19 protein-coding genes are annotated in these 19,171 nt (G+C 68.0%); 7 read left to right on the plus strand and 12 right to left on the minus strand.

The window, feature by feature from the left end; all coding sequences use genetic code 11:
* The first annotated feature begins 56 nt into the window (after positions 1–56).
* Together purF and purM are read left to right on the plus strand one after the other, a co-directional pair.
* Complete coding sequence (gene purF, locus Q9R31_RS10030) at positions 57–1,730, plus strand: amidophosphoribosyltransferase (RefSeq protein WP_311262584.1); 1,674 nt, start codon at positions 57–59, stop codon at positions 1,728–1,730.
* Complete coding sequence (purM, locus tag Q9R31_RS10035; protein ID WP_311262585.1) at positions 1,727–2,875, plus strand: phosphoribosylformylglycinamidine cyclo-ligase; 1,149 nt, start codon at positions 1,727–1,729, stop codon at positions 2,873–2,875. The genes purF and purM overlap by 4 nt, the downstream gene beginning before the upstream one ends.
* A gap of 142 nt (positions 2,876–3,017) precedes the next feature.
* Here purM and Q9R31_RS10040 read toward each other — a convergent pair whose 3' ends face one another.
* Both Q9R31_RS10040 and Q9R31_RS10045 read right to left on the minus strand, forming a co-directional pair.
* Positions 3,018–3,794 carry a VOC family protein gene (locus Q9R31_RS10040; RefSeq protein WP_311262586.1) on the minus strand — a complete coding sequence of 259 codons (777 nt, stop codon included), beginning with the start codon at positions 3,792–3,794 and terminating at the stop codon, positions 3,018–3,020.
* Positions 3,795–4,019: 225 nt separating this feature from the next.
* Complete coding sequence (locus Q9R31_RS10045; RefSeq protein ID WP_142032484.1) at positions 4,020–4,253, minus strand: DUF3073 domain-containing protein; 234 nt, start codon at positions 4,251–4,253, stop codon at positions 4,020–4,022.
* 272 nt (positions 4,254–4,525) lie between these two features.
* On the opposite strand from Q9R31_RS10045, the gene Q9R31_RS10050 reads away from it, so the two are divergent.
* Positions 4,526–5,203 (plus strand): septum formation family protein, encoded by a 678-nt coding sequence (locus Q9R31_RS10050; protein ID WP_311262587.1) that lies wholly within the window; start codon positions 4,526–4,528, stop codon positions 5,201–5,203.
* Positions 5,204–5,249: 46 nt separating this feature from the next.
* Here Q9R31_RS10050 and clpB read toward each other — a convergent pair whose 3' ends face one another.
* On the minus strand, positions 5,250–7,892 hold the full coding sequence (gene clpB / locus Q9R31_RS10055; protein ID WP_311262588.1) for an ATP-dependent chaperone ClpB: 2,643 nt from the start codon (positions 7,890–7,892) through the stop codon (positions 5,250–5,252).
* A gap of 205 nt (positions 7,893–8,097) precedes the next feature.
* Here clpB and Q9R31_RS10060 point away from each other — a divergent pair, with 205 nt between their 5' ends.
* Positions 8,098–8,433 (plus strand): hypothetical protein, encoded by a 336-nt coding sequence (locus tag Q9R31_RS10060; RefSeq protein ID WP_311262589.1) that lies wholly within the window; start codon positions 8,098–8,100, stop codon positions 8,431–8,433.
* A 58-nt stretch (positions 8,434–8,491) separates the two neighbouring features.
* Here the strand turns inward: Q9R31_RS10060 and Q9R31_RS10065 are convergent, their stop codons facing one another.
* From Q9R31_RS10065 to Q9R31_RS10080, 4 genes are read right to left on the minus strand one after another with little or no spacing between them, the layout of a single operon-like run.
* Entirely contained in the window at positions 8,492–9,550 is a 1,059-nt protein-coding gene (locus Q9R31_RS10065) for an ABC transporter ATP-binding protein (protein WP_311262590.1), read from the minus strand.
* The gene (locus Q9R31_RS10070; RefSeq protein WP_311262591.1) at positions 9,547–10,467 is read right to left on the minus strand and encodes an ABC transporter permease; all 921 of its coding nucleotides are present in this window, start codon (positions 10,465–10,467) and stop codon (positions 9,547–9,549) included. Before Q9R31_RS10070 ends, Q9R31_RS10065 begins: the two co-directional genes overlap by 4 nt.
* Positions 10,464–11,366 (minus strand): molybdate ABC transporter substrate-binding protein, encoded by a 903-nt coding sequence (modA, locus tag Q9R31_RS10075; protein WP_311262592.1) that lies wholly within the window; start codon positions 11,364–11,366, stop codon positions 10,464–10,466. The genes Q9R31_RS10070 and modA overlap by 4 nt, the downstream gene beginning before the upstream one ends.
* Positions 11,363–11,773, minus strand: coding sequence for a TOBE domain-containing protein (locus Q9R31_RS10080; RefSeq protein ID WP_311262593.1), 411 nt, complete (start codon positions 11,771–11,773; stop codon positions 11,363–11,365). The genes modA and Q9R31_RS10080 overlap by 4 nt, the downstream gene beginning before the upstream one ends.
* A gap of 117 nt (positions 11,774–11,890) precedes the next feature.
* On the opposite strand from Q9R31_RS10080, the gene Q9R31_RS10085 reads away from it, so the two are divergent.
* Positions 11,891–12,760 carry a DUF4031 domain-containing protein gene (locus Q9R31_RS10085; RefSeq protein WP_311262594.1) on the plus strand — a complete coding sequence of 290 codons (870 nt, stop codon included), beginning with the start codon at positions 11,891–11,893 and terminating at the stop codon, positions 12,758–12,760.
* Positions 12,757–13,566 carry a 2-phosphosulfolactate phosphatase gene (locus Q9R31_RS10090; RefSeq protein ID WP_311262595.1) on the plus strand — a complete coding sequence of 270 codons (810 nt, stop codon included), beginning with the start codon at positions 12,757–12,759 and terminating at the stop codon, positions 13,564–13,566. The genes Q9R31_RS10085 and Q9R31_RS10090 overlap by 4 nt, the downstream gene beginning before the upstream one ends.
* Before the next feature lie 17 nt (positions 13,567–13,583).
* On the opposite strand, the gene Q9R31_RS10095 is transcribed toward Q9R31_RS10090, so the two are convergent.
* Both Q9R31_RS10095 and Q9R31_RS10100 read right to left on the minus strand, forming a co-directional pair.
* The gene (locus tag Q9R31_RS10095; RefSeq protein WP_311262596.1) at positions 13,584–14,000 is read right to left on the minus strand and encodes a YccF domain-containing protein; all 417 of its coding nucleotides are present in this window, start codon (positions 13,998–14,000) and stop codon (positions 13,584–13,586) included.
* A 107-nt stretch (positions 14,001–14,107) separates the two neighbouring features.
* A complete protein-coding gene (locus tag Q9R31_RS10100; protein WP_311262597.1) occupies positions 14,108–14,719 on the minus strand; it encodes a phosphoribosylanthranilate isomerase in 612 nt (203 codons plus the stop codon).
* Between the two features lie 104 nt (positions 14,720–14,823).
* On the opposite strand from Q9R31_RS10100, the gene Q9R31_RS10105 reads away from it, so the two are divergent.
* A complete protein-coding gene (locus Q9R31_RS10105) occupies positions 14,824–15,393 on the plus strand; it encodes a HutD family protein (protein WP_311262598.1) in 570 nt (189 codons plus the stop codon).
* Here Q9R31_RS10105 and Q9R31_RS10110 read toward each other — a convergent pair.
* The 3 genes from Q9R31_RS10110 to Q9R31_RS10120 are packed head-to-tail and all read right to left on the minus strand — an operon-like array spanning position 15,377 to position 19,161.
* Positions 15,377–16,666, minus strand: a complete 1,290-nt coding sequence (locus Q9R31_RS10110; RefSeq protein ID WP_311262599.1) for a Gfo/Idh/MocA family oxidoreductase — start codon at positions 16,664–16,666, stop codon at positions 15,377–15,379. The two genes, Q9R31_RS10105 and Q9R31_RS10110, sit on opposite strands and share 17 nt — an antisense overlap.
* A gap of 30 nt (positions 16,667–16,696) precedes the next feature.
* Positions 16,697–18,076 (minus strand): MGH1-like glycoside hydrolase domain-containing protein, encoded by a 1,380-nt coding sequence (locus Q9R31_RS10115; protein ID WP_311262600.1) that lies wholly within the window; start codon positions 18,074–18,076, stop codon positions 16,697–16,699.
* Positions 18,073–19,161 (minus strand): ABC transporter ATP-binding protein, encoded by a 1,089-nt coding sequence (locus Q9R31_RS10120; RefSeq protein ID WP_311262601.1) that lies wholly within the window; start codon positions 19,159–19,161, stop codon positions 18,073–18,075. Before Q9R31_RS10120 ends, Q9R31_RS10115 begins: the two co-directional genes overlap by 4 nt.
* Positions 19,162–19,171 lie beyond the last annotated feature (10 nt).

The raw sequence follows: 19,171 nt of genomic DNA on the forward strand, positions 1-19,171 counted from the left end.
AAGTCACAAACCGGGGGCCGGAAAAGTCATACCCCATATCGTGAGATAATCGACCAGTGGCACGCGGCGATGGAAAACTTTCCCATGATCTTCTCCCCGGCGAAAAAGGCCCGCAGGACGCTTGCGGCGTCTTCGGCGTCTGGGCCCCAGGCGAAGAAGTAGCAAAACTTACCTATTACGGGCTGTATGCACTGCAGCACCGCGGTCAGGAGTCGGCTGGCATAGCCACCAGTGACGGCAAGCGGATCAACGTCTACAAGGACATGGGGCTCGTCTCCCAGGTCTTCGACGAGACCACCCTGAACACCCTCACGGGGCATCTCGCCGTGGGCCACTGCCGCTACTCCACCACCGGCGCCAGCCACTGGGCCAACGCGCAGCCCACCCTGGGCGCCACCGCCACTGGCACCGTCGCCCTGGCGCACAACGGCAACCTGACCAACACCGCCGAGCTCAACGCCATGATCACCGAGCGCCATGGCGGCCAGCTCACCGGCGAAATGAAGCAGGGCAACACCTCGGACACGGCCTTGGTCACCGCCCTGCTGGAGGGCGAACCGGGCAAGACCCTGGAAGAAACCGCCATTGAGCTGCTGCCCAAGATCAAGGGCGGCTTCTGCTTCGTCTTCATGGATGAAGGCACGCTCTACGCCGCACGGGACACCTTCGGCATCCGTCCGCTGGTACTGGGCCGGCTGGAGCGCGGCTGGGTGGTCGCTTCCGAGCAGTCCGCCCTGGCCACCGTGGGCGCCAGCTTCATCCGGGAGATCGAACCGGGCGAGTTCATTGCCATCGACGAGGAAGGCGTGCGGTCCAAGCGGTTCGCGGAGGCGACGCCGGCGGGTTGCGTTTTCGAGTACGTCTACCTTGCGCGCCCGGACGCCGCCATTGCCGGCCGCTCCGTCTACGAGTCCCGCGTGGAGATGGGCCGCCAGCTGGCCCGCGAAAACACGCAACAGGCGGACATCGTCATCCCCGTCCCGGAATCCGGCACCCCCGCGGCGGTCGGCTACGCCGAAGAATCCGGCATCCCGTTCGCACATGGCTTCGTCAAGAACTCCTACGTGGGCCGCACCTTCATCCAGCCCTCCCAGACCCTGCGCCAGCTGGGCATCCGGCTCAAGCTCAACGCCCTTGAATCCGTGATCCGGGGCAAGCGTGTGGTGGTGGTGGATGATTCGATCGTCCGCGGCAACACCCAGCGCGCTATTGTGCGGATGCTCCGGGAAGCCGGCGCCGCCGCGGTGCACGTGAAGATTTCATCCCCGCCGGTCCAGTGGCCCTGCTTCTACGGCATCGACTTCGCCTCGCGGGCCGAGCTGATTGCCAACGGCGCCACCATCGAGGAGATTTCGCAGGCCATCGGCGCCGACTCGCTGGCCTACATCTCCGAGGACGGCATGATCGGTGCCACCCGCCAGCCGCGCGAGCGCCTCTGCACCGCCTGCTTCACCGGCAAGTACCCCATCAAGCTCCCTGATGCGGACAAGCTGGGCAAGAACCTGCTGGAACGCACCGACCTGGGCGGCCTGAAGCCTTCCCCGTCCGCGCTTCCCGGTGAAACCGCCGCCCTGGCCGTTGACGCCACCGAGGACCCTGCGGAGAAGGCCGGGGCCACCGGCTGCGATCCGGGCCCGGACTCCGAATTCGAGAACCTGCTGACCGACGCCGACCTTGTGCCCGACGTGCACGCTGCCACCACCGGCGCTGACAAGAAAGAGTCCGTATGACTTCCGCTGCCCCCGCCCCCGGCAACACTTCCGGCATCACCTACGCCTCTGCAGGCGTGGACGTTGAAGCCGGGGACCGCGCCGTCGAGCTGATGAAGGATGCCGTCAAGGCAACCCACAACTCCTCGGTGATCGGCGGGGTGGGCGGCTTCGCAGGCCTCTACGACGTATCCCGGCTCCTGACCTACAAGAAGCCGCTGCTGGCCACCTCCACCGACGGCGTGGGCACCAAGGTTGCCATCGCCCAGGCCATGGACATCCACGACACCATCGGGTTCGACTTGGTGGGCATGGTGGTGGACGACATCGTGGTGGTGGGCGCAGAGCCGCTGTACATGACTGACTACATCGCCTGCGGCAAGGTAGTCCCGGAGCGCATCGCCGGCATTGTCCGTGGCATTGCCGCCGCCTGCTCCGTCGCCGGCACCGCCCTGGTGGGCGGCGAGACCGCCGAGCACCCGGGCCTGCTGGGCGAGCACGAATACGACGTCGCCGGCGCAGCCACCGGCGTTGTCGAAGCCGATGCACTGCTGGGCCCGGACCGTGTCCGCGCTGGCGACGTTGTGATCGGCATGGCCTCTTCCGGCCTCCACTCCAACGGCTACTCCCTGGTCCGCCGCGTCATCAACCACGCCGGCTGGGCCCTTGACCGCCAGGTGTCCGAACTCGGCCGCACACTGGGCGAGGAACTCCTGGAACCCACCCGCGTCTACGCGGCCGACTGCCTGGACCTGGCCCGCACGTTCCCGGTCAGCGCCGGTGCGGCAGTTCACGGCTTCAGCCACGTCACCGGTGGTGGTTTGGCCGCCAACCTGGCCCGCGTCCTCCCCCAGGGCCTGGTGGCCACCGTGGACCGCGCCACTTGGGAACTGCCGGCCATCTTCAAACTGGTCTCAGAGCTCGGCAACGTGCCCCTCGCGGACCTCGAGCGCACCCTGAACCTCGGCGTGGGCATGGTGGCCATCGTGTCCCCCGAAGCCGCCGACGCCGCAGTTGCGCGCCTGAACGACCGGGGCCTGCCGTCCTGGATCATGGGCACTGTCACCGAGGATTCGGACTCCATCCTGAAGTCCGGCCCCGACTACGTCCAGGGCGCCAAGGGCGTGGACGGCGGCGCAGTCCGCCTGGTCAACGCCTACGCATAAGAGCCTCCATCGAGTGCTCCGCAGTTGTCGTTTTCACACCTGATAACGACAACTGCGTGGGCCCACGCCGGCAGGGTTCCCTGGCCGAGCTTGCGAGGTTAGGGAGCCGGCGGGGAGCACTCGATGTGTTTAAGCCAGTGACTCAATCCCGCACTTGGATGAGGTTGAGGATTCCGCCCTGCGGGTCCTCGATGGTGGCCAGTGATCCTTCTGCCGGATGCTCATCCGGCTCCACCAGGACTTCGCCGCCTGCTGCCAGGGCGACCGCTGCCGCCGCCGCAATATCTGCCGCGCCAAAGTAAATCTGCCAGTCGGCTTCTTCGCCTTCGTCGGCAGGAACGATGCCGGCCACCTCACTGCCGTCGATAAGCAACGTACTGTAGCTTCCGCCGTCGTCCTGGGGGTACTCGGTGACCTCATGGCCGAAAAGCTGCTGGAAGAAGCCGATGGCCGCCTTCTGCTCGGGCGTGAAGAGCTCGGCCCAGGCCAACGCGCCCGGCTCGTTGAAGAGCCGGCTGCCGTAGTGGGTACCTGCCTGCCAGATCCCGGTGGTTCCGCCGCCGGGAGGGGCCAGGAAGCCCAGCACGCCGGTGTCCCCCACCTTCTCGGGCCCGAACTGCGGGATGCCCCCGGCATGGCCGGCTTCCTGCAGCAGGTCGGCGGCGTCTGCGGCCGCAAAGTAGACGTTCCACTCGGCGGCGGTTCCGGCCTCCAGCTGCAGGGGGCTTTGTGGCGCTATGGTGGCCACCAACTGTCCGCGGACAAAGGCCTGCGCGTAGCTGCGGCCATCCGGAGTGGGGAAGTCCCGGTAGGTCCAGCCGAAAAGCCGTCCGTAGAAGTCTTTGGCTGCAGCAACATCGGGGGTCTGCAGATCGGCCCAGCAGGGCTCGCCGCTGGCGTACGTGGTCCGAACAGTCATGCGGTCAGGTTACCAAGCGCAGATAGAAAAGAAACGCGGAAAGCCCGCTGCCATTCCGGTAATCCGGTACAGCAGCGGGCTCCGCGAAGTAAGCGGTCACCCGAAACGGGTATCAAAAAAGGAGGTCCCGCACATTCCCTGGATCCGCATTCAAGCTCCCGCGGAATCAGGGTGTGCTTCGGCGCCACAGCAGCCGGGCCGGGGGCCACAGCAGGCTTGCGACAACTAGCCGATGCGACGGTGGTCTACCTCGTCGTCATCGTCATCCAAATCATCCGCGTACTTATCCACATAAGCCGAATAGTCCGGTTCAACCGGTTCATTCGAGTAATGGCTCGTCGAACGACTGCCCGGGCCTGTCAGCTCACGCTGAAGTGCCGAGTAGTCAGTGTTCGGGGAGTAGTACTTGATGTCCCGAGCCTGCTTGGTAGCTTTTGCCTTTTGACGGCCGCGCCCCATGGCGTGACCCCCTTTTGTACTTGGACCGGAGGTGGTCACCTTGGCGATCGGTGAGGCCCCGGAATGTTTGGTCAATTTGTCGTACACCTAGATTACATGCTTTCGGCGGGCCCCGCTTGCCGCCTGGAGGTCCGGAGGGCCGGGTGGGGTACCATGACGCAGCTCCACCCGCAGGATTCCGGCATTTTTCTTGGGTAGAGTCACTTAATAACTGCCGATTTTATCTGGCCCTTGGCGAGCCGCGGAACCAAAACCCAGGAGGATGCGCACCCGTGAACCACCAGGACATCCCGCCGAAGCCTGCCTCGCCGCCCCGGACCGGAGGCATGCCGCAGATCCAAGGTGGGGCCGGTCCTGCCCCCGCTCCCGAATCCGTCACCTGGTCCCAGCCGCGCCACGATCCTGCGCCGGAAAAACGCGCCAACCGGAAACCGGCCCTGTGGAAGGCGGTTCTCGTCGTCGTCGTCCTCGCTGTTGCAGGCTCACTGGTGTGGCTCGCCGTCTGGCTGAACTCCTCCCCCGGCACCAACGCGGCGAAGAAAGACGCGCAAGGTGTGCTGCAGACCACCGTCACGCCGCCGGCCACTCCCCAGCCCCTCCCCCGGGAGGGCGTTGCACCTGCGGAGTACGCGGTGGGTGACTGCTTCAAGGATTTCGATCCCCAAGCACTGACGTCCACAATGGTGCCGTGCGACACGGGACACTCCGCCCAACTCGTGGCGACCTTGCAGTACCCGGACAACACTGAGTATCCCGGGGCCGAGCCGCTCAAGGCCAAGGCGCTCGAAGTCTGCCAGGCGGCGAAACTCGGCCCGGCGGCAAAGCAGTTCCAACTCAACTACCAGCGCAGCTTCCCCAGCAGCACCAGCTGGGAATCCGGCGACCGCAGGGTGGATTGCTACGTCACGGCCGACACCGGCAATGTGATCAACGCAAGCGTGCTGCCCTGACGGTCAACCCGCCAGGGCAGCACGCGGTGCTTCACGGTTCCGGCGGCTAGTCCTTCCGCCGGACCGACAGGCCGGAGTTGGGGGCGCCGGTCAGAGCGTCCACGTTGCCCCCGGCCAGTTCCCCGAAGTCCGGCGCCGTATCAACCAGCACGGTGTCGCCGTCACTGATCTCACCGGCGAGGATGGCCTTGGCCAGCCGGTCGCCGATCTCGCGCTGCACCAAGCGGCGCAGCGGCCGTGCACCGTAGGCGGGGTCGAAGCCGGACAGGGCCAGCCAGGCCTTGGCACTGTCTGTCACATCGAGGGTCAGCCGCCGTTCGTGGAGCCGCCGCCCCAGTTCGGCCACGTGCAGTTCCACAATGTGCGCCAGTTCCTCCACCGTGAGGGCGTCGAACAGCACCACTTCATCGAGCCGGTTGAGGAACTCCGGCTTGAACGACGCGTTCACCGTAGCCATCACGGCGCTGCGCTTGGCCTCGGCGTCCAGCGACTGGTCCACGAGGAACTGGCTGCCCAGGTTTGAGGTCAGCACCAGGATCACGTTGCGGAAGTCCACGGTGCGGCCCTGCCCATCGGTGAGGCGGCCGTCGTCGAGCACCTGCAGGAGGATATCGAACACCTCCGGGTGCGCTTTCTCCACCTCGTCCAGCAGCACCACGGAGTAGGGACGACGCCGGACGGCCTCGGTCAGCTGCCCGCCTTCCTCGTAGCCCACGTATCCCGGAGGCGCCCCGACCAGCCGGGCGACGCTGTGCTTCTCGCCGTACTCGGACATGTCGATCCGCACCATGGCGCGTTCGTCGTCAAACAGGAAGTCCGCCAGGGCCTTGGCCAGCTCGGTCTTGCCCACGCCCGTGGGACCAAGGAACAGGAACGAACCCGTGGGCCGGTTGGGATCACTGATCCCGGCCCGGGCACGCCGGACGGCGTCGGACACAGCGGCCACCGCCTTGCCTTGGCCGATCAGCCGCTTGCCGAGCTCCTCCTCCATGTGCAGCAGCTTCTGGCTTTCGCCCTGCAGCATGCGGCCGGCCGGGATGCCGGTCCAGGCGGAGATGACCTCCGCGATGTCTTCCGCCGTTACTTCCTCCGCCACCATCTGTGCGGACTTGTCCGTGACGGCGGCCTCTGCTTCGGCAGCGGCGTTCAGCTCGCGTTCCAGCGCGGGGATTTCACCGTAGAGCACCCGCGATGCTGTTTCCAGGTCGCCCTCGCGCTGTGCCTTATCGGCGGCCGAGCGCAGCTCATCCAGCTTCGCCTTCAGGTCGCCCACCCGGTTGAGGCCGGCCTTTTCGGCCTCCCAGCGGGCGTTGAGCGCCGAGAGCTCCTCTTCCTTGTCCGCCTTGTCGGCCCGGAGGGCAGCCAGCCGTTCCACGGAGGCGGCGTCGGTCTCGCCTTCCAGCGCGAGCTCTTCCATGGTGAGCCGGTCCACCTGGCGCCGCAGCTGGTCGATCTCCTCCGGTGCGGAGTCGATCTCCATGCGCAGCCGCGACGCGGCCTCATCCACCAGGTCGATGGCCTTGTCCGGAAGCTGGCGGCCCGAGATGTAGCGGTTGGACAACGTGGCGGCGGCCACCAGGGCGGAGTCGGCGATGGCTACCTTGTGGTGCGCCTCGTAGCGCTCCTTGAGGCCGCGGAGGATGCCGATGGTGTCCTCCACGCTGGGCTCGCCCACGTACACCTGCTGGAAGCGGCGTTCCAGGGCTGCGTCCTTTTCGATGTTCTCGCGGTACTCGTCCAGGGTGGTGGCGCCGATCAGCCGCAGCTCGCCACGGGCCAGCATGGGCTTGAGCATATTGCCGGCGTCCATGGAGGAGTCGCCGGTGGCGCCGGCCCCCACCACGGTGTGGATTTCGTCGATGAAGGTGACGATCTGGCCCTCGGAGCCCTTGATCTCCTCCAGGACCGCCTTCAGCCGCTCTTCGAACTCACCGCGGTACTTGGCGCCGGCCACCATGGACCCGAGGTCCAGGGAGATGAGGGTTTTGCCGCGCAGGCTTTCCGGGACGTCGCCGGCCACCATCCGCTGGGCGAGGCCTTCCACCACAGCGGTCTTGCCGACGCCGGGTTCGCCGATGAGCACCGGGTTGTTCTTGGTGCGCCGTGACAGGACCTGGACGACGCGCCGGATTTCGGAGTCCCGGCCGATCACGGGGTCCAGCTTGCCGGCGCGGGCCATCGCGGTAAGGTCCGTGCCGTACTTCTCGAGCGCCTGGAAGGTGTTTTCGGGGTCCGGGCTGTCTACCTTGCGGTCACCGCGGACTCCCGGCAGGGCGGCGAGGAGTGCTTCACGGGAGGCGCCGGCGTCGCGCAGCAGGCGGGCCGCGGCATCGTTGCCGGCCGAGAGGCCCACCAGGAGCACCTCGGTGGAGACGAAGGAGTCGCCCAGCCGGTCCGCTTCCTCCTTGGCGTGCTGGATGGCCTGCAGGGCAGGCCGGGACAGCTGCGCCTGCTGGCTTGAGCCGCCGGAGGTGGCGGGCAGCGCCTTGATGGCGCTGCTGGCCTGGACGCTGACGGCGTCGGGATCGGCGCCGGTTGCGTGTAGCAGCGCCACGGCCACGCCCTCACGCTGGTCCATCAGCGCTTTGAGGAGGTGCGCAGGTTCCACCTGCGGGTTGCCGGCCGTCGAGGCGTTCATTGCCGCGCCGGAAAGAGCCTCCTGGCTCTTGGTGGTGAATTTGACGTCCAAAGAGAGCTCCTTTCGGGATTGTTCTTGGGGTTGAGTCTACTACGCTCAACTTTGGATGGGGTGTTTTTTATTTCCTGTTTGCCCACAGCGAACCAGTGCCGGCAGGGTGCACGAAATTGCGTTTCCATCGCGTCTGGTTCCCCCTAGGATCGGCTTGTGACCGGGGCGCATGGTGCCGCCGGCGCACTTCAGAACAGGACAGGCAATGAAGAAGTTTGTTGTTCTCTACCTCGCACCCCAATCAGCCCAGGCCCAGATGGCCGAAAGTACTCCTGAAGCGGCCCAGGAGGGGATGAAAGCCTGGATGACCTGGGCCGAGCGTGCCGGCGAAGGCATCGTGGACCTGGGGACTCCGCTTGGCACCGGCAAGGAAATCAATGCAAGCGGCTCCTCCGAGACCAACACCGGGGTGGGCGGCTACACGATTCTCCAAGCGGAGGATCTCGCGGGGGCCGAGGCACTGCTGGACGGCCACCCGCACCTCATGATGCCGGGTGCCAGCATCCAGGTTTACGAATCCCTGGACATGCCGGGGATGTAGGCCGCCAGCACCGCTAACCCTGGGCTGCCTGCCCGGCCTGCCACCCCGGGTCCCCGCATCAGGCCGGGTAGACCGCCACAGAAGCCGCCTTAACCACGAAGTGCACGGCCATGCCGGGAACAAGGCCCAGGTCTGCGGAGGCAGCGGGGGTGATGTCTGCGGCCAGGCCTCCCGCGCGGACGCGGATCTGGTCGCCGTGCGGCTCGAGGTCCGTGATGGTGACGGCGAACGAGTTTCGCGGGCTGCCGTGGGCGTCGTCGAGGAACACGGAGACGGCCGACGGCGGGAAGACCGCGACGCCGGGACCGTGCGGCTTGGGCATGGGGCCGGGTTCTTCGTCGTGGCCTGCAATTCTGAGTCCCTGGCTGGTCCGTACCCCCGCGCCGTCAAGGGTCCCCGGCATGAAGTTCAATCCCGCGAGCCCGGCGGCAAAGGAGCTGCGCGGGCGCTCCAGCACGGCGCGGGTTGGCCCTTCCTCAGCGACCCGGCCGTCCTCGAGGATGACCACGCGGTCCGCGAGCATCAGCGCGTCCAGCACGTCATGGGTCACGATGATGGCCTGCCGCCCCTCGAGGACGCGCTTGAACAGGCGGCGCAGCAACGGGGCGGAGTGGATATCCAGGGCCGCCAGCGGCTCGTCGAGCAGGAGGAGCGCGGGATCGGCGGCGAGCGCACGGGCCACGGCCACGCGCTGCGCCTGGCCGCCGGAGAGTTGCGCGGGACGCCGTCCGGCCAGGTCCCCGGCTTCGACCTCTGCCAGCCAGCGCATTGCCCGCTCCTCCGCAGTCCGCTTGGAAACGCCGGCGCTTCGGGGCCCAAAGGAAACATTGTCCAGGGCACTCAAATGGGGGAAGAGCAGGGGTTCCTGGGCGAGCAGGGCGGTGCCGCGGTGGTGGGGCGCGGTCCACGCGCGATTTCCGCCGTCGAGGTCGAAGAGCGTCCTGCCATTGAGTTCGGCCTGGCCGCAGTCCGGGCGCAACAGCCCGGCGATGCCGGCCAGCAGGGTTGATTTGCCGGCGCCGTTAGGCCCCATGACGGCCACGGTTTCGCCTGGCGCCACCGTCAGGGCCACGTCGAAGCCCCGCCCGGCCACCACTGCCTGGAAGGACAGCGTCACTGGTCGTCCCTTCCCGCCGGGGCAGTCGCCGTCGTCCGCTTTCCCGGTCCGGAACGGCCCGCTGCCGGACGCCCGTAGGCAAGCCCAACCACGGCCACGGCGACGGCCACCAGCACCAGGGACAGCGCGACGGCGGCGTCCGGGTCCGTTTCGCGCTGCAGGTAGATTTCCAGCGGCAGGGTCCGGGTCACCCCCTGCAGGCTGCCCGCGAAGGTCAGCGTGGCACCGAACTCGCCCAGGCTCCGCGCGAAGGACAGGACCGCGCCGGACGCAAGCCCGGGCAGCACCAGCGGAAGCGTGACGCGCCGGAACACCGTACCGGGCCGGGCGCCCAGCGTCGCCGCCACCGCCTCGTACCGTGAACCTGTGGTGCGCAGCGCACCCTCGAGGCTCACTACCAGGAACGGCAGCGCCACGAACGTCTGCGCCAGGACCACCGCAGCAGTGGAGAACGCGATCTGCAGGCCGAGCACATTCAGCGCCTGCCCCAGCAGCCCCTGCCGGCCGAACGTGTAGAGCAGCGCGATTCCGCCCACCACCGGGGGAAGTACCAGCGGCAGGAGCACCAGCGAGCGAAGCAGCCCCTGCAGGCGGAAGGTGTCCCGGGCCAGGACCAGGGCCAGCGGAACACCCAGCACAATGCACAGCAGGGTGCTCGCCGCCGAGGTCCGCAGGCTCAGCCCAAGCGCCGTCAGCGACGACGCAGAGGTCACGAGCGGAAGGAACTGTGCCCAATCCACTCGGAGCACCATGGCCAGCAGCGGAAGCACGACGACGACGACGGCCAGGACGGCCAGCGCGCGGACCCAGGCGGGGATGCCGGAGTACGCCGGACGTGGGGTGCGTGGCCGCACCCGGGGCGGGACGTCCTGCTGCCGGGCCGCCTGCTTCCCGGCCATGCGCTGCTTCCGGGTCATGTGCTGCTTCCGTTACCGCCGCTGGGCGGCCCGAATCCCGCAGCCGCGAGGACTTCCTGCCCCTCCGGGCCGGCGACCAGGTCCAGGAAAGCCTGGGCGGTGGCCCTGTTCCGGCTGCCGGCAACGCCGGTGATGGGGTAGGTGTTGACCGCGTTCCCCGATTCGGGGAACGGGATGCCTGCCACCCTGGACCCGGCGGCCTTGATGTCCGTGCCGTAGACCAGGCCGGCGTCGGCCTCGCCGGAGGTGACCTTGCCCAGGACGTCGGTGACCGCGTTCTCTTCACTGACCGGGCTCAGCGCCACTCCGGCCGCCTCCGCCGCTTTGGCCGTGGCAGCCCCGCAGGGAACCTGCCTGGCGCAGGTGACCAGTTTGATGCCCGGCCGGGCCAGGTCCTTCAAACCGGTGATGCCGGCCGGATTGCCCGGTGCTACTGCGATCGCAAGGGTATTGGTGGCAAAGTTCCGGGGCGGCCCGTCCGTGAGGCCGGTGTCCTGCAGCTTCTGCATGGTGGCCGTATCCGCAGCCGCGAAGACGTCCGCCGGCGCCCCCTGGCTGATCTGGCTGGCCAGGTCCGAGGACCCGGCGAAGCTTAGCGTGACACTGGTGCCGGGGTTTTCCGCCTCGAAGGTGCGGGCGAGCTCGGTGAAGGTGGCCTTAAGGGAGGCGGCCGCGAACACTGTGATGGTGCCGCCTGGCTTGGCGCCGGAGCCGGCCGCGCTGTTCTCCGTGCCTGCGCCCGTGCCCGCGCCTGTGCCCTTGTCCGGGGCTGCTCCCCCGGCGGCGCAGCCGGAGAGGACAGCCAGCAGCATCAGCAGCGCGGCGGCCGGCCGGGCAGCCCGTGAAAGGAGTCGCGCCAGGGACCTGGACGCCCGGGGACGCGTGGATGGCCGGCTCATGCGGTGGTCCGGCCCTTGGGGGATTCGATGATGACCGTTGTTGCCTTGACGACGGCGGTGGCCACAGAACCCGGCTCCAGGCCCAGTTCGCGCACGGCTTCGCTGCTCATCAGCGAGACCACCCGGAACGGCCCGCACTGCAGTTCCACCTGCGCCATGACCTTGTCCGTGATGACGTTGGTGACCAGGCCCACGAACCGGTTCCGCGCCGAGCTGCTGCCGCTTTTGGGGTCGTCGGGAAGCTGCGCCAGCTTCCTTGCATGCGCTGCCAGCTCCAGGCCATCCACGGCAAGCCTTCCGGAGTCGTCCCGGAGCGGGGTGAGCGTCCCATGCTCCGTCCAGCGGCGGACGGTATCGTCACTCACGCCCAGGAAACGGGCAGCTTCAGAAACGCGAATAAGGGCCATACCGTGATTCTAGTCCGCAGATACGGGCTTAGAGCCCATCCAAGTCCGTAAATGCAACTTGCGCCTGAACCGGGGACTGCAGGGACTCTGCCCGAAGGGCGGCACTAGACTCCTTCCATGGCCATCTACATCGACCCGCCGCTGTGGCCTGCACACGGAACGCACTTCTCGCACCTGGTCTCGGACACGTCCCTGGACGAACTGCACGCGTTCGCCGCCGCGGAAGGCATCCCGGAGCGGGCGTTCGACGGCGACCATTACGATGTGCCGGAACGCCGCGTTGAGGAGCTGGTGGCGGCAGGCGCGGTCCCGGTGGAGGGCAGGGTGCTGGTCCGCAAACTCATTGCCAGCGGCCTGCGGATCCCGGCACGCCGGCGGAACAAGTCACTGAAGGTCCCGCTGCTGACCCGCTGGGAAGCCGTCATGCCCGGCCAGGACGCACTGTTCCTGGACCTGCTGGACCGGTGGAGCGAACCACACCGCCACTACCACGGCTGCACCCACCTCTTATCGGTCCTGGAGGCGCTGGACCTGCTCACCGAACCTGAAGAGGCACCCCGGACGGTACTGCTGGCGGCCTGGTTCCACGATGCCGTATACCGCGGCGCGGCGGGCCAGGACGAGGAGGAGTCCGCACGGCTGGCCGAAAACCGGCTGGCAGGGACCGGCCTGCCGGCGGACGAGGTGGCGGAAGTGGCACGCCTGGTCCAGCTCACATCCGACCACCGGCCGGAACCGGGGGACGGCGACGGCGCCCTCCTCTGCGACGCGGACCTTTCGGTTCTCGGCGGCGATCCGGAGGAGTACGCCCGCTACCTTGCCGCCGTCCGGAAGGACTACGCGCACATCGGTGACGCCGACTTCGCAGCCGGCAGGGCCGCCGTCGTGCGCCACCTGCTGGAACTGGACCCGCTCTTCCACCACCCACGGGCCCGGGAACTGTGGCAGGACGCCGCGCACCGGAACCTGAAAGGGGAGCTCGCATGAACGCTCCGGGCTCCAGCCCACGGCACACGTACTCTGCCAGTGCCGCGCACCGCCAGCTTCCGTTCACGGTCAGGCTGGACTGGGGGCTGGAGGGCGCCCGGACCGTCGCGTCCGGAGCCGACATAGCGCTGGTAGTGGACGTGCTTTCCTTTGGCACCTGCGTCAGCGTGGCGCTGGACCGGCGCGCGGAAGTCTTTCCGTACCCGTGGCGGGACACCAGCGCCGAAGACTTCGCCGCCCATCACCGGGCGCAGCTGGCCGGCCCCCGCGGCGGCGGCGGGCTGAGCCTCTCCCCCGCAAGCCTCCGGGCTGCGGAGTCCCTGGAAAGAGTGGTCCTGCCCTCCCCCAATGGGTCGGAACTGTGCCACGCGCTGGCAGCGGACGTGCCGCTGGTCGCCGCCGTGTGCCTTCGAAACGCCGCAGCCACCGCCGACTGGGTGGCGGCGAACCTTCCGGCGGACGCGGTACTGGCGGTGGTTGCCGCCGGCGAGCGCTGGCCGGACGGAAGGCTGCGGCCTGCCGTGGAGGACCAAATCGGCGCCGGGGCCTTCATTGCCGGGCTGGCGGCCGCCGGCAAGGGCGGCTATGAAGCCGGCGACGGCAGACACGGTTATGCGCCGGAGGCCGCGGCCGCCATGGCCGTGTTTGAAGCCGCGGAACCGCGGCTGCGTGAGATGCTGCAGCACTGTTCCAGCGGGCGTGAGCTGTCCGGGGCCGGCTACGCGGAGGACGTGGACATCGCCGCTGAACTGGACCAGAGCGACTCGGTGGCTATCCTGCTAAACGGGGCGTTCCGGCCGCTTTAACGGCCGGACGAATCTGCCTAGCGGTAACGGCTGACGGGGTAGCTGCTCACAAAAGGCGTATTGGTGGGCACGATCTGCTTGCCCAGCGGCATGAGGGATACCGGGATGAGCTTGAGGTTGGCGATGGCCAGCGGGATGCCGATGATGGTCACGGCCATGGCGAACGCGGTCACCACGTGGCCGATGGCGATCCAGATTCCAGCCACGAGCAGCCAGATCACGTTGCCCAGCAGCGAGAAGACACCGGTGCCGCCGGGCTTGTCCACCACCATCCGGCCAAACGGCCACAGCGTGTAGGCGGCAATCCGGAATGAGGCAATGCCCCAGGGAATGGTGACGATCAGCAGGCAGCAGACAACGCCCGCCAGGAAATAACCCAAGGCCAGCCACAAGCCGCCGAAAACCAGCCAAATAATGTTCAAAAGTGTCTTCATGCACCTATTGTGCCCCCAGCCGTTGCGGTAACGAGCTGGGGGACTCCCCTGATCCTGCCCTGATCTGTGCGGCCCCTCATATGGGGCACAGTGCCAGGCTGCAGCGCCTAAACCGTGGCAGCTGCCTTTGCCGCCTGGACGAAGGCGCGGACCTTGGCGAGGTCCTTCACGCCCCGGGATGCTTCCACGCCGGAGGAAACATCCACACCCCAGGCATGCGCAGCCGCTGACGCCTGGCCCACATTGGCGGCGTCGAGGCCACCGGCGAGCAGCCAGTTCCGCCCCTGCAGCACCGGCAGGGCCGCCACGGAGGCGTAGTCCCAGGATTCCCCTGAGCCCGGCACCGCAGCATCAATCAGGAGCAGGTCCTCGCCCCAGTCCTCGAACTCATCCTGGCCGGCACCCATGGTGACGGCCCTGATCAGCTTCATGCCGGCGTCGTGCACTGTTGTGACGTCCGCGCGTGACCGCGCGCCGTGCAGCTGGATCCATTCCAGGCCAGCGGCCCGGGCAATGGCAATGGCGTCCGCCACGGGCTCGTCGCGGAAGACTCCGATCGGGGAAACGCCACGGGGCACCGCTGCGAGCAGGGAGGCAGCCTGCGACGGCGAGACAACCCGGGGGCTGGCGGTGAGGACAAAGCCCACGGCGTCCGCGCCGGCGTCCACCGCTTCGCGCACCGATTCGGGCGTACTGAGACCACACACTTTAACGAACATTCCCGGCTCCTTCAGGCTGTTTTCGTGATGACCCCCCGCAGGAGAGTAGCAGGGACGGCGCACTGCTGCGACGCGTGACCACCGCGGGGAACTAGGCTGGGCTGATGCAGATCATCCGCTTCGCTGACCTCAAGGCCGAACCATGGCGCAACGGAGGCGGCGTAACCAGGGAAATCGCACGCCACGGCACGGATGACGGCGGCTGGGACTGGCGGGTGAGCATCGCGGACGTGGCCAAGGCAGGGGATTTTTCTGCGTTCCCCGGCATGGAGCGCGTCCTGACGGTCATTGAAGGGGAACTGCTCCTGCTGATCGTGGACGGCGCGGAACAGCCCCTGGAAAAGTACCGCCCCTTCAGGTTCGACGGCAGCGAGGCCACCGCCGCCAAGCTGCCTACCGGGGACATCCGGGACCTCAACGTCATCACGCGCACCGCTGCCTGCAAGGGCTACACCTCCATCATCGAGCTGTCCAAGAAGCGCGCCCACCCCGTGTTTGAGGGGCAGCTTGGGGTGCTGCTGCAGGGACAGGCAAAGGTCAGCGAGAGTGGCGCGGAGCCGCTGGAGCTGGGCCGGTACGACGCCGTGGTGGGTTCCGGTGCTGACTCCCCCGAGATCCTGGGCCGCGGCTTCCTTGCAGTGGTGTCGATCGACCCGGTCACAGCGCAGGGCTGAACTCCTCCACCGATACGACGGTGCCCCGCCGGCGCGCCTCCTCAGCCGCGAACACCACAGCATGGCTGACGAGTGACTCCTCCAGCCGCGACACGACTTCCGACCAGTCACCTCCGGCCAGGGCGGCGACCCAGGCCCGCACAAGTCCACGGTCGCCGCCTTCATGCTTCTCGCCCGCCACCATGGGTTCAGGGGCGGGGGCCGGGTAGGCAGTGGTTGTGCCGGTGAGGAAGTCATGGACGGAGATGGTGCCCGCCTCCACGGAGATTTCGCCGTGGCTCCCGAAGATCCTGGTGCGGCGGGGGGCTGCTGCGGTGAAGGCCGTGGCGGTGAAGGCGGCGGTTGTGCCGTCTTCGTAGTCGATGTTCACCACCTGGTGGTCCACCACGTCATTGCCTCCGGAGTAGACGCATCGCCCGTAGGGCCCCGTCTCCAGAGCCTTCCACAGCGATTCCCGGGAACCGCCCGGGTCCACAACGTCTGCAAAGTAGGCTCTGGCCGGGTCCGGCGCGGCACCGTCTGAAGGCCGGCCGGGCCCATAGATGCGCAGGGCGGAATAGGGGCAGCGGGCTTCCGCCGGACACTCGGTGCAGCGGCCCGCCGCGCCTTCCGGTGCCTCTTCGGGCCGGAAATGCGAGAGCCGGCCAAAGGACGAGACCCGGAGGGGCCGGCTGCCAATGATGAAGGAGAGCCAGTCGACGTCGTGGGTGCATTTGGCCAGCAGGAAGGGGCTGGATTCTGCCTCCCGCCGCCAGTTCCCGCGGACGTAGGAGTGCGCGAAATGCCAGAAACCGACGGGCTCCAGGTGCTGCACGGAGATGACCCGGCCTACCGCACCTGCGGAGAGGAGATCCCGCAGCAGCGCGGTCAGCGGCGTGTAGCGCAGGACGTGGCAGACCGCTGCCCTGATCCCCGATTCCCGCTGCAGGCGGGCCAGCTCGGCGCAGCCGGCGGGGTCGGGGGCGATGGGCTTCTCCAGCAGGATGGCGTAGCCGTGCGCTGCGGCGGCGGCAAACGGCCTTCCGTGTTCGCGGTCGGGGGTGGCAATGATGATGCCGTCAGCCGGCAGCCGGGTGCGGAGCATGGCCTGCCAGTCCTCGAAAACGCCGTCGGCCGGGACGCCAAGTTCCGCCGCGATGGTTTCACGCAGCAGCGGGCGCGGCTCCGCGATGCCCACTATTGCGGCGCGGCCGGTGTCCACGGCAAGCCGGGCATAGGCGGAGCCCCGCGCACCGGCCCCGGCAATGAGGAGGCGCACCGGTGCTTCGGGCACGGGAGCGGACGACGGCGGCGTCTCCACGGGTCAGCCGGCGTCGGGGTCGGGGACGGCGTCGGGGTCGGGGTCGGCGAGCCATTCCAGCGCAACGGCCGCGGTCCAGGACTGGTCCATGCTGCCGAGCGGCTCGCCCGTGAACGGCTCGTAGTACTCGGCGAAATGGCCTTCCATCAGCTGGGCAAGGGAGGCCTCGCGCAGCCGCCGGTAGCGTGCCTCGTCGCCGCGCCTGCGCAGGCAGCACCCCAGGTACCAGTTCATCACCGGCCAGACCGGACCGCGCCAGTATTGCCGCGGTTTGAGTCCCTCATAGGTGGTGGAGGTTGACGCCGGCAGCGGGAAGGCCAGGCGCGGGTCACCGGTCCAGTCACGTCCCTCGAAGATCTCGAGCTGCCGCCGCAGCAGGGATTCGTCCGCTGTGGAGATGAGTGGAGCGAACCCGGCCATGGTGGGCAGCCCGATCCATTCACCGGCCAGCACATCCCGGTCCCGCGCCAGCCCTGTGTGGTCATCAACGGTGGCGTCCACGCCCTCCCGGAATTCCCGGGCCCACTCCCGCAGCTGCGGCGCCTCGCCGGGGTGGCCGAACCGTTCGGCCAGCACGGCCAGGTCCTCGTTCGCAGCAGCAAAAATCGCCGACATGAAGACGTCCTTGACCTGGAAGGCCATCACGTCCGGCAACCGGGCGTCGTCGAAACCGGCATCGGCCATCTGCTGCACCAGCCAGAGGTAGCGGCTGTACTCCTCGTCGCTGGGCCGCTGGCTATGGTCCGTGACCTTCAGCGTGTCCGTGCGGACGAACGGCTCCATCTCCCCGGGCCGCACCCTGGAATACGGCCCGTCGAACCGCGGCGAGTTGTCCATCCCGGACTCCCAGCCGTGATAGATCGTGAGCAGGCCCGACCCGTCGCCGCCGCGGCTGTTGCGGAGCCAGGCGTGCCAACGGATCCACTGCGGCAACGTCCGCCGGGTGAATTCTTCGGCGAGCCTGGCGTCCTCGCCGCCTGCCGCCGTCGCGCGTTCCATGATGCGGCGCAGCATAGAAGCGTGCACGGGCGGCTGGCAGATGCCGCTGGACTGCACCCCGTCAGGTGACGCTCCACGGGTACCCCACCGCTCCACGTCGGGGAAGTAGCCGGGGACGTCGGAGAACACAATGTGCGGAATCATCCCGCTCTTCCACTGTGCGGCGAGGAGGTAGTCCAGCTCCTGCAGGGCCCGGGCCACGCTTACGGTCGACAGGCCCGTGGCCACGAACGCCGCATCCCAGCTCCACATATGCGGATAGAGATTCGGCGCGGCGGTGACCATGGTGCCAAGGTCATTCGCGGCCAGGACATCCCTGGCCCGCTGCCGCATCTCCTCGAGGTCGCGAAGTGGAGACCCCGTTGCGTCCGCTTCTGCGCTCACGCCGTCAGCCCCAGTTGGGTCTCCGTGTCAAAGAAGCGCAGGGCGCTTTGCTCGAAGCGCAGTCCCACCGTTTCCCCGGCGGAAACCTGCGCTGTGGAGGGGACCTGGACCTTGACGGTCTGGCCGCCCAGGTCCACCGTGAGCAAGGTGGCGTGCCCGAGCGGTTCCACCACCTCGACGGCGGCGTCCAGGGAACCCTCCGAGCCGCGCTGGGCCAGGGCGATATTCTCCGCCCGGATGCCCACCATGACCGGCGTGCCGCCAGTGCGGGCTGCCGCCCGGGCCAGGAATTCGGGCGCCGCGATGCTCTGGCCACCCACTTCCAGGGCACCCTGCTGCGTAATGCGGCCGTCCAGGAAATTCATGGGCGGCGAGCCGATGAAGCCGCCCACGAAACGGTCCGCCGGCTCCTCGTACACGGTGATCGGGTGGCCGAGCTGGGCGATTTGGCCCTTCTTCATCACCGCAACCCGGTCCGAGAGGCTCATCGCCTCCACCTGGTCGTGGGTGACGTACAGGGTGGTGGAACCAAGCTGCTGAACGATCTTCTTGAGCTCGGCGCGGAAGTCGAGGCGAAGGAGCGCGTCGAGGTTGGACAGCGGCTCATCCATGAGCAGCACGTCGGCGTCCATGACGATGGCCCGGGCGACGGCGACGCGTTGCCGCTGCCCGCCGGAGAGGTTGGCCGGGTAGCGGTCCAGGTATGGGCTGAGCTGCAGCAGGTCCGCGGCCCAGGCCACCTTCCGCTCCAGTTCCTCCCGCGGGACCTTCTTCATCATCAGCCCGAACCCGATGTTGGTGCGGACGGTCCGGTGCGGGAAGACAGCATAGGACTGGAACACCATGGATAGGTTGCGGTCCTGCGGGGGCAGGTAGGTCACGTCCCTCCCGCCGATGGAGATGCTGCCCTGGTCCGGGAAGTCCAGGCCCGCAACCATGCGGAGCAGGGTGGTCTTCCCGCAGCCGGAGGGCCCCAGCAGCACCATGAACTCGCCCTCCGCAACCTCCAGGGAGACGTTGTTCGTGGCCAGCTCTGTGCTGCCCGGGTAGGTCTTGTGCAGACCCTTGATGGAGATGTCAGCCATGGGACGGCCT

The organism is Pseudarthrobacter sp. BRE9 (genome assembly GCF_031844305.1).
Lineage (GTDB): Bacteria > Actinomycetota > Actinomycetes > Actinomycetales > Micrococcaceae > Arthrobacter.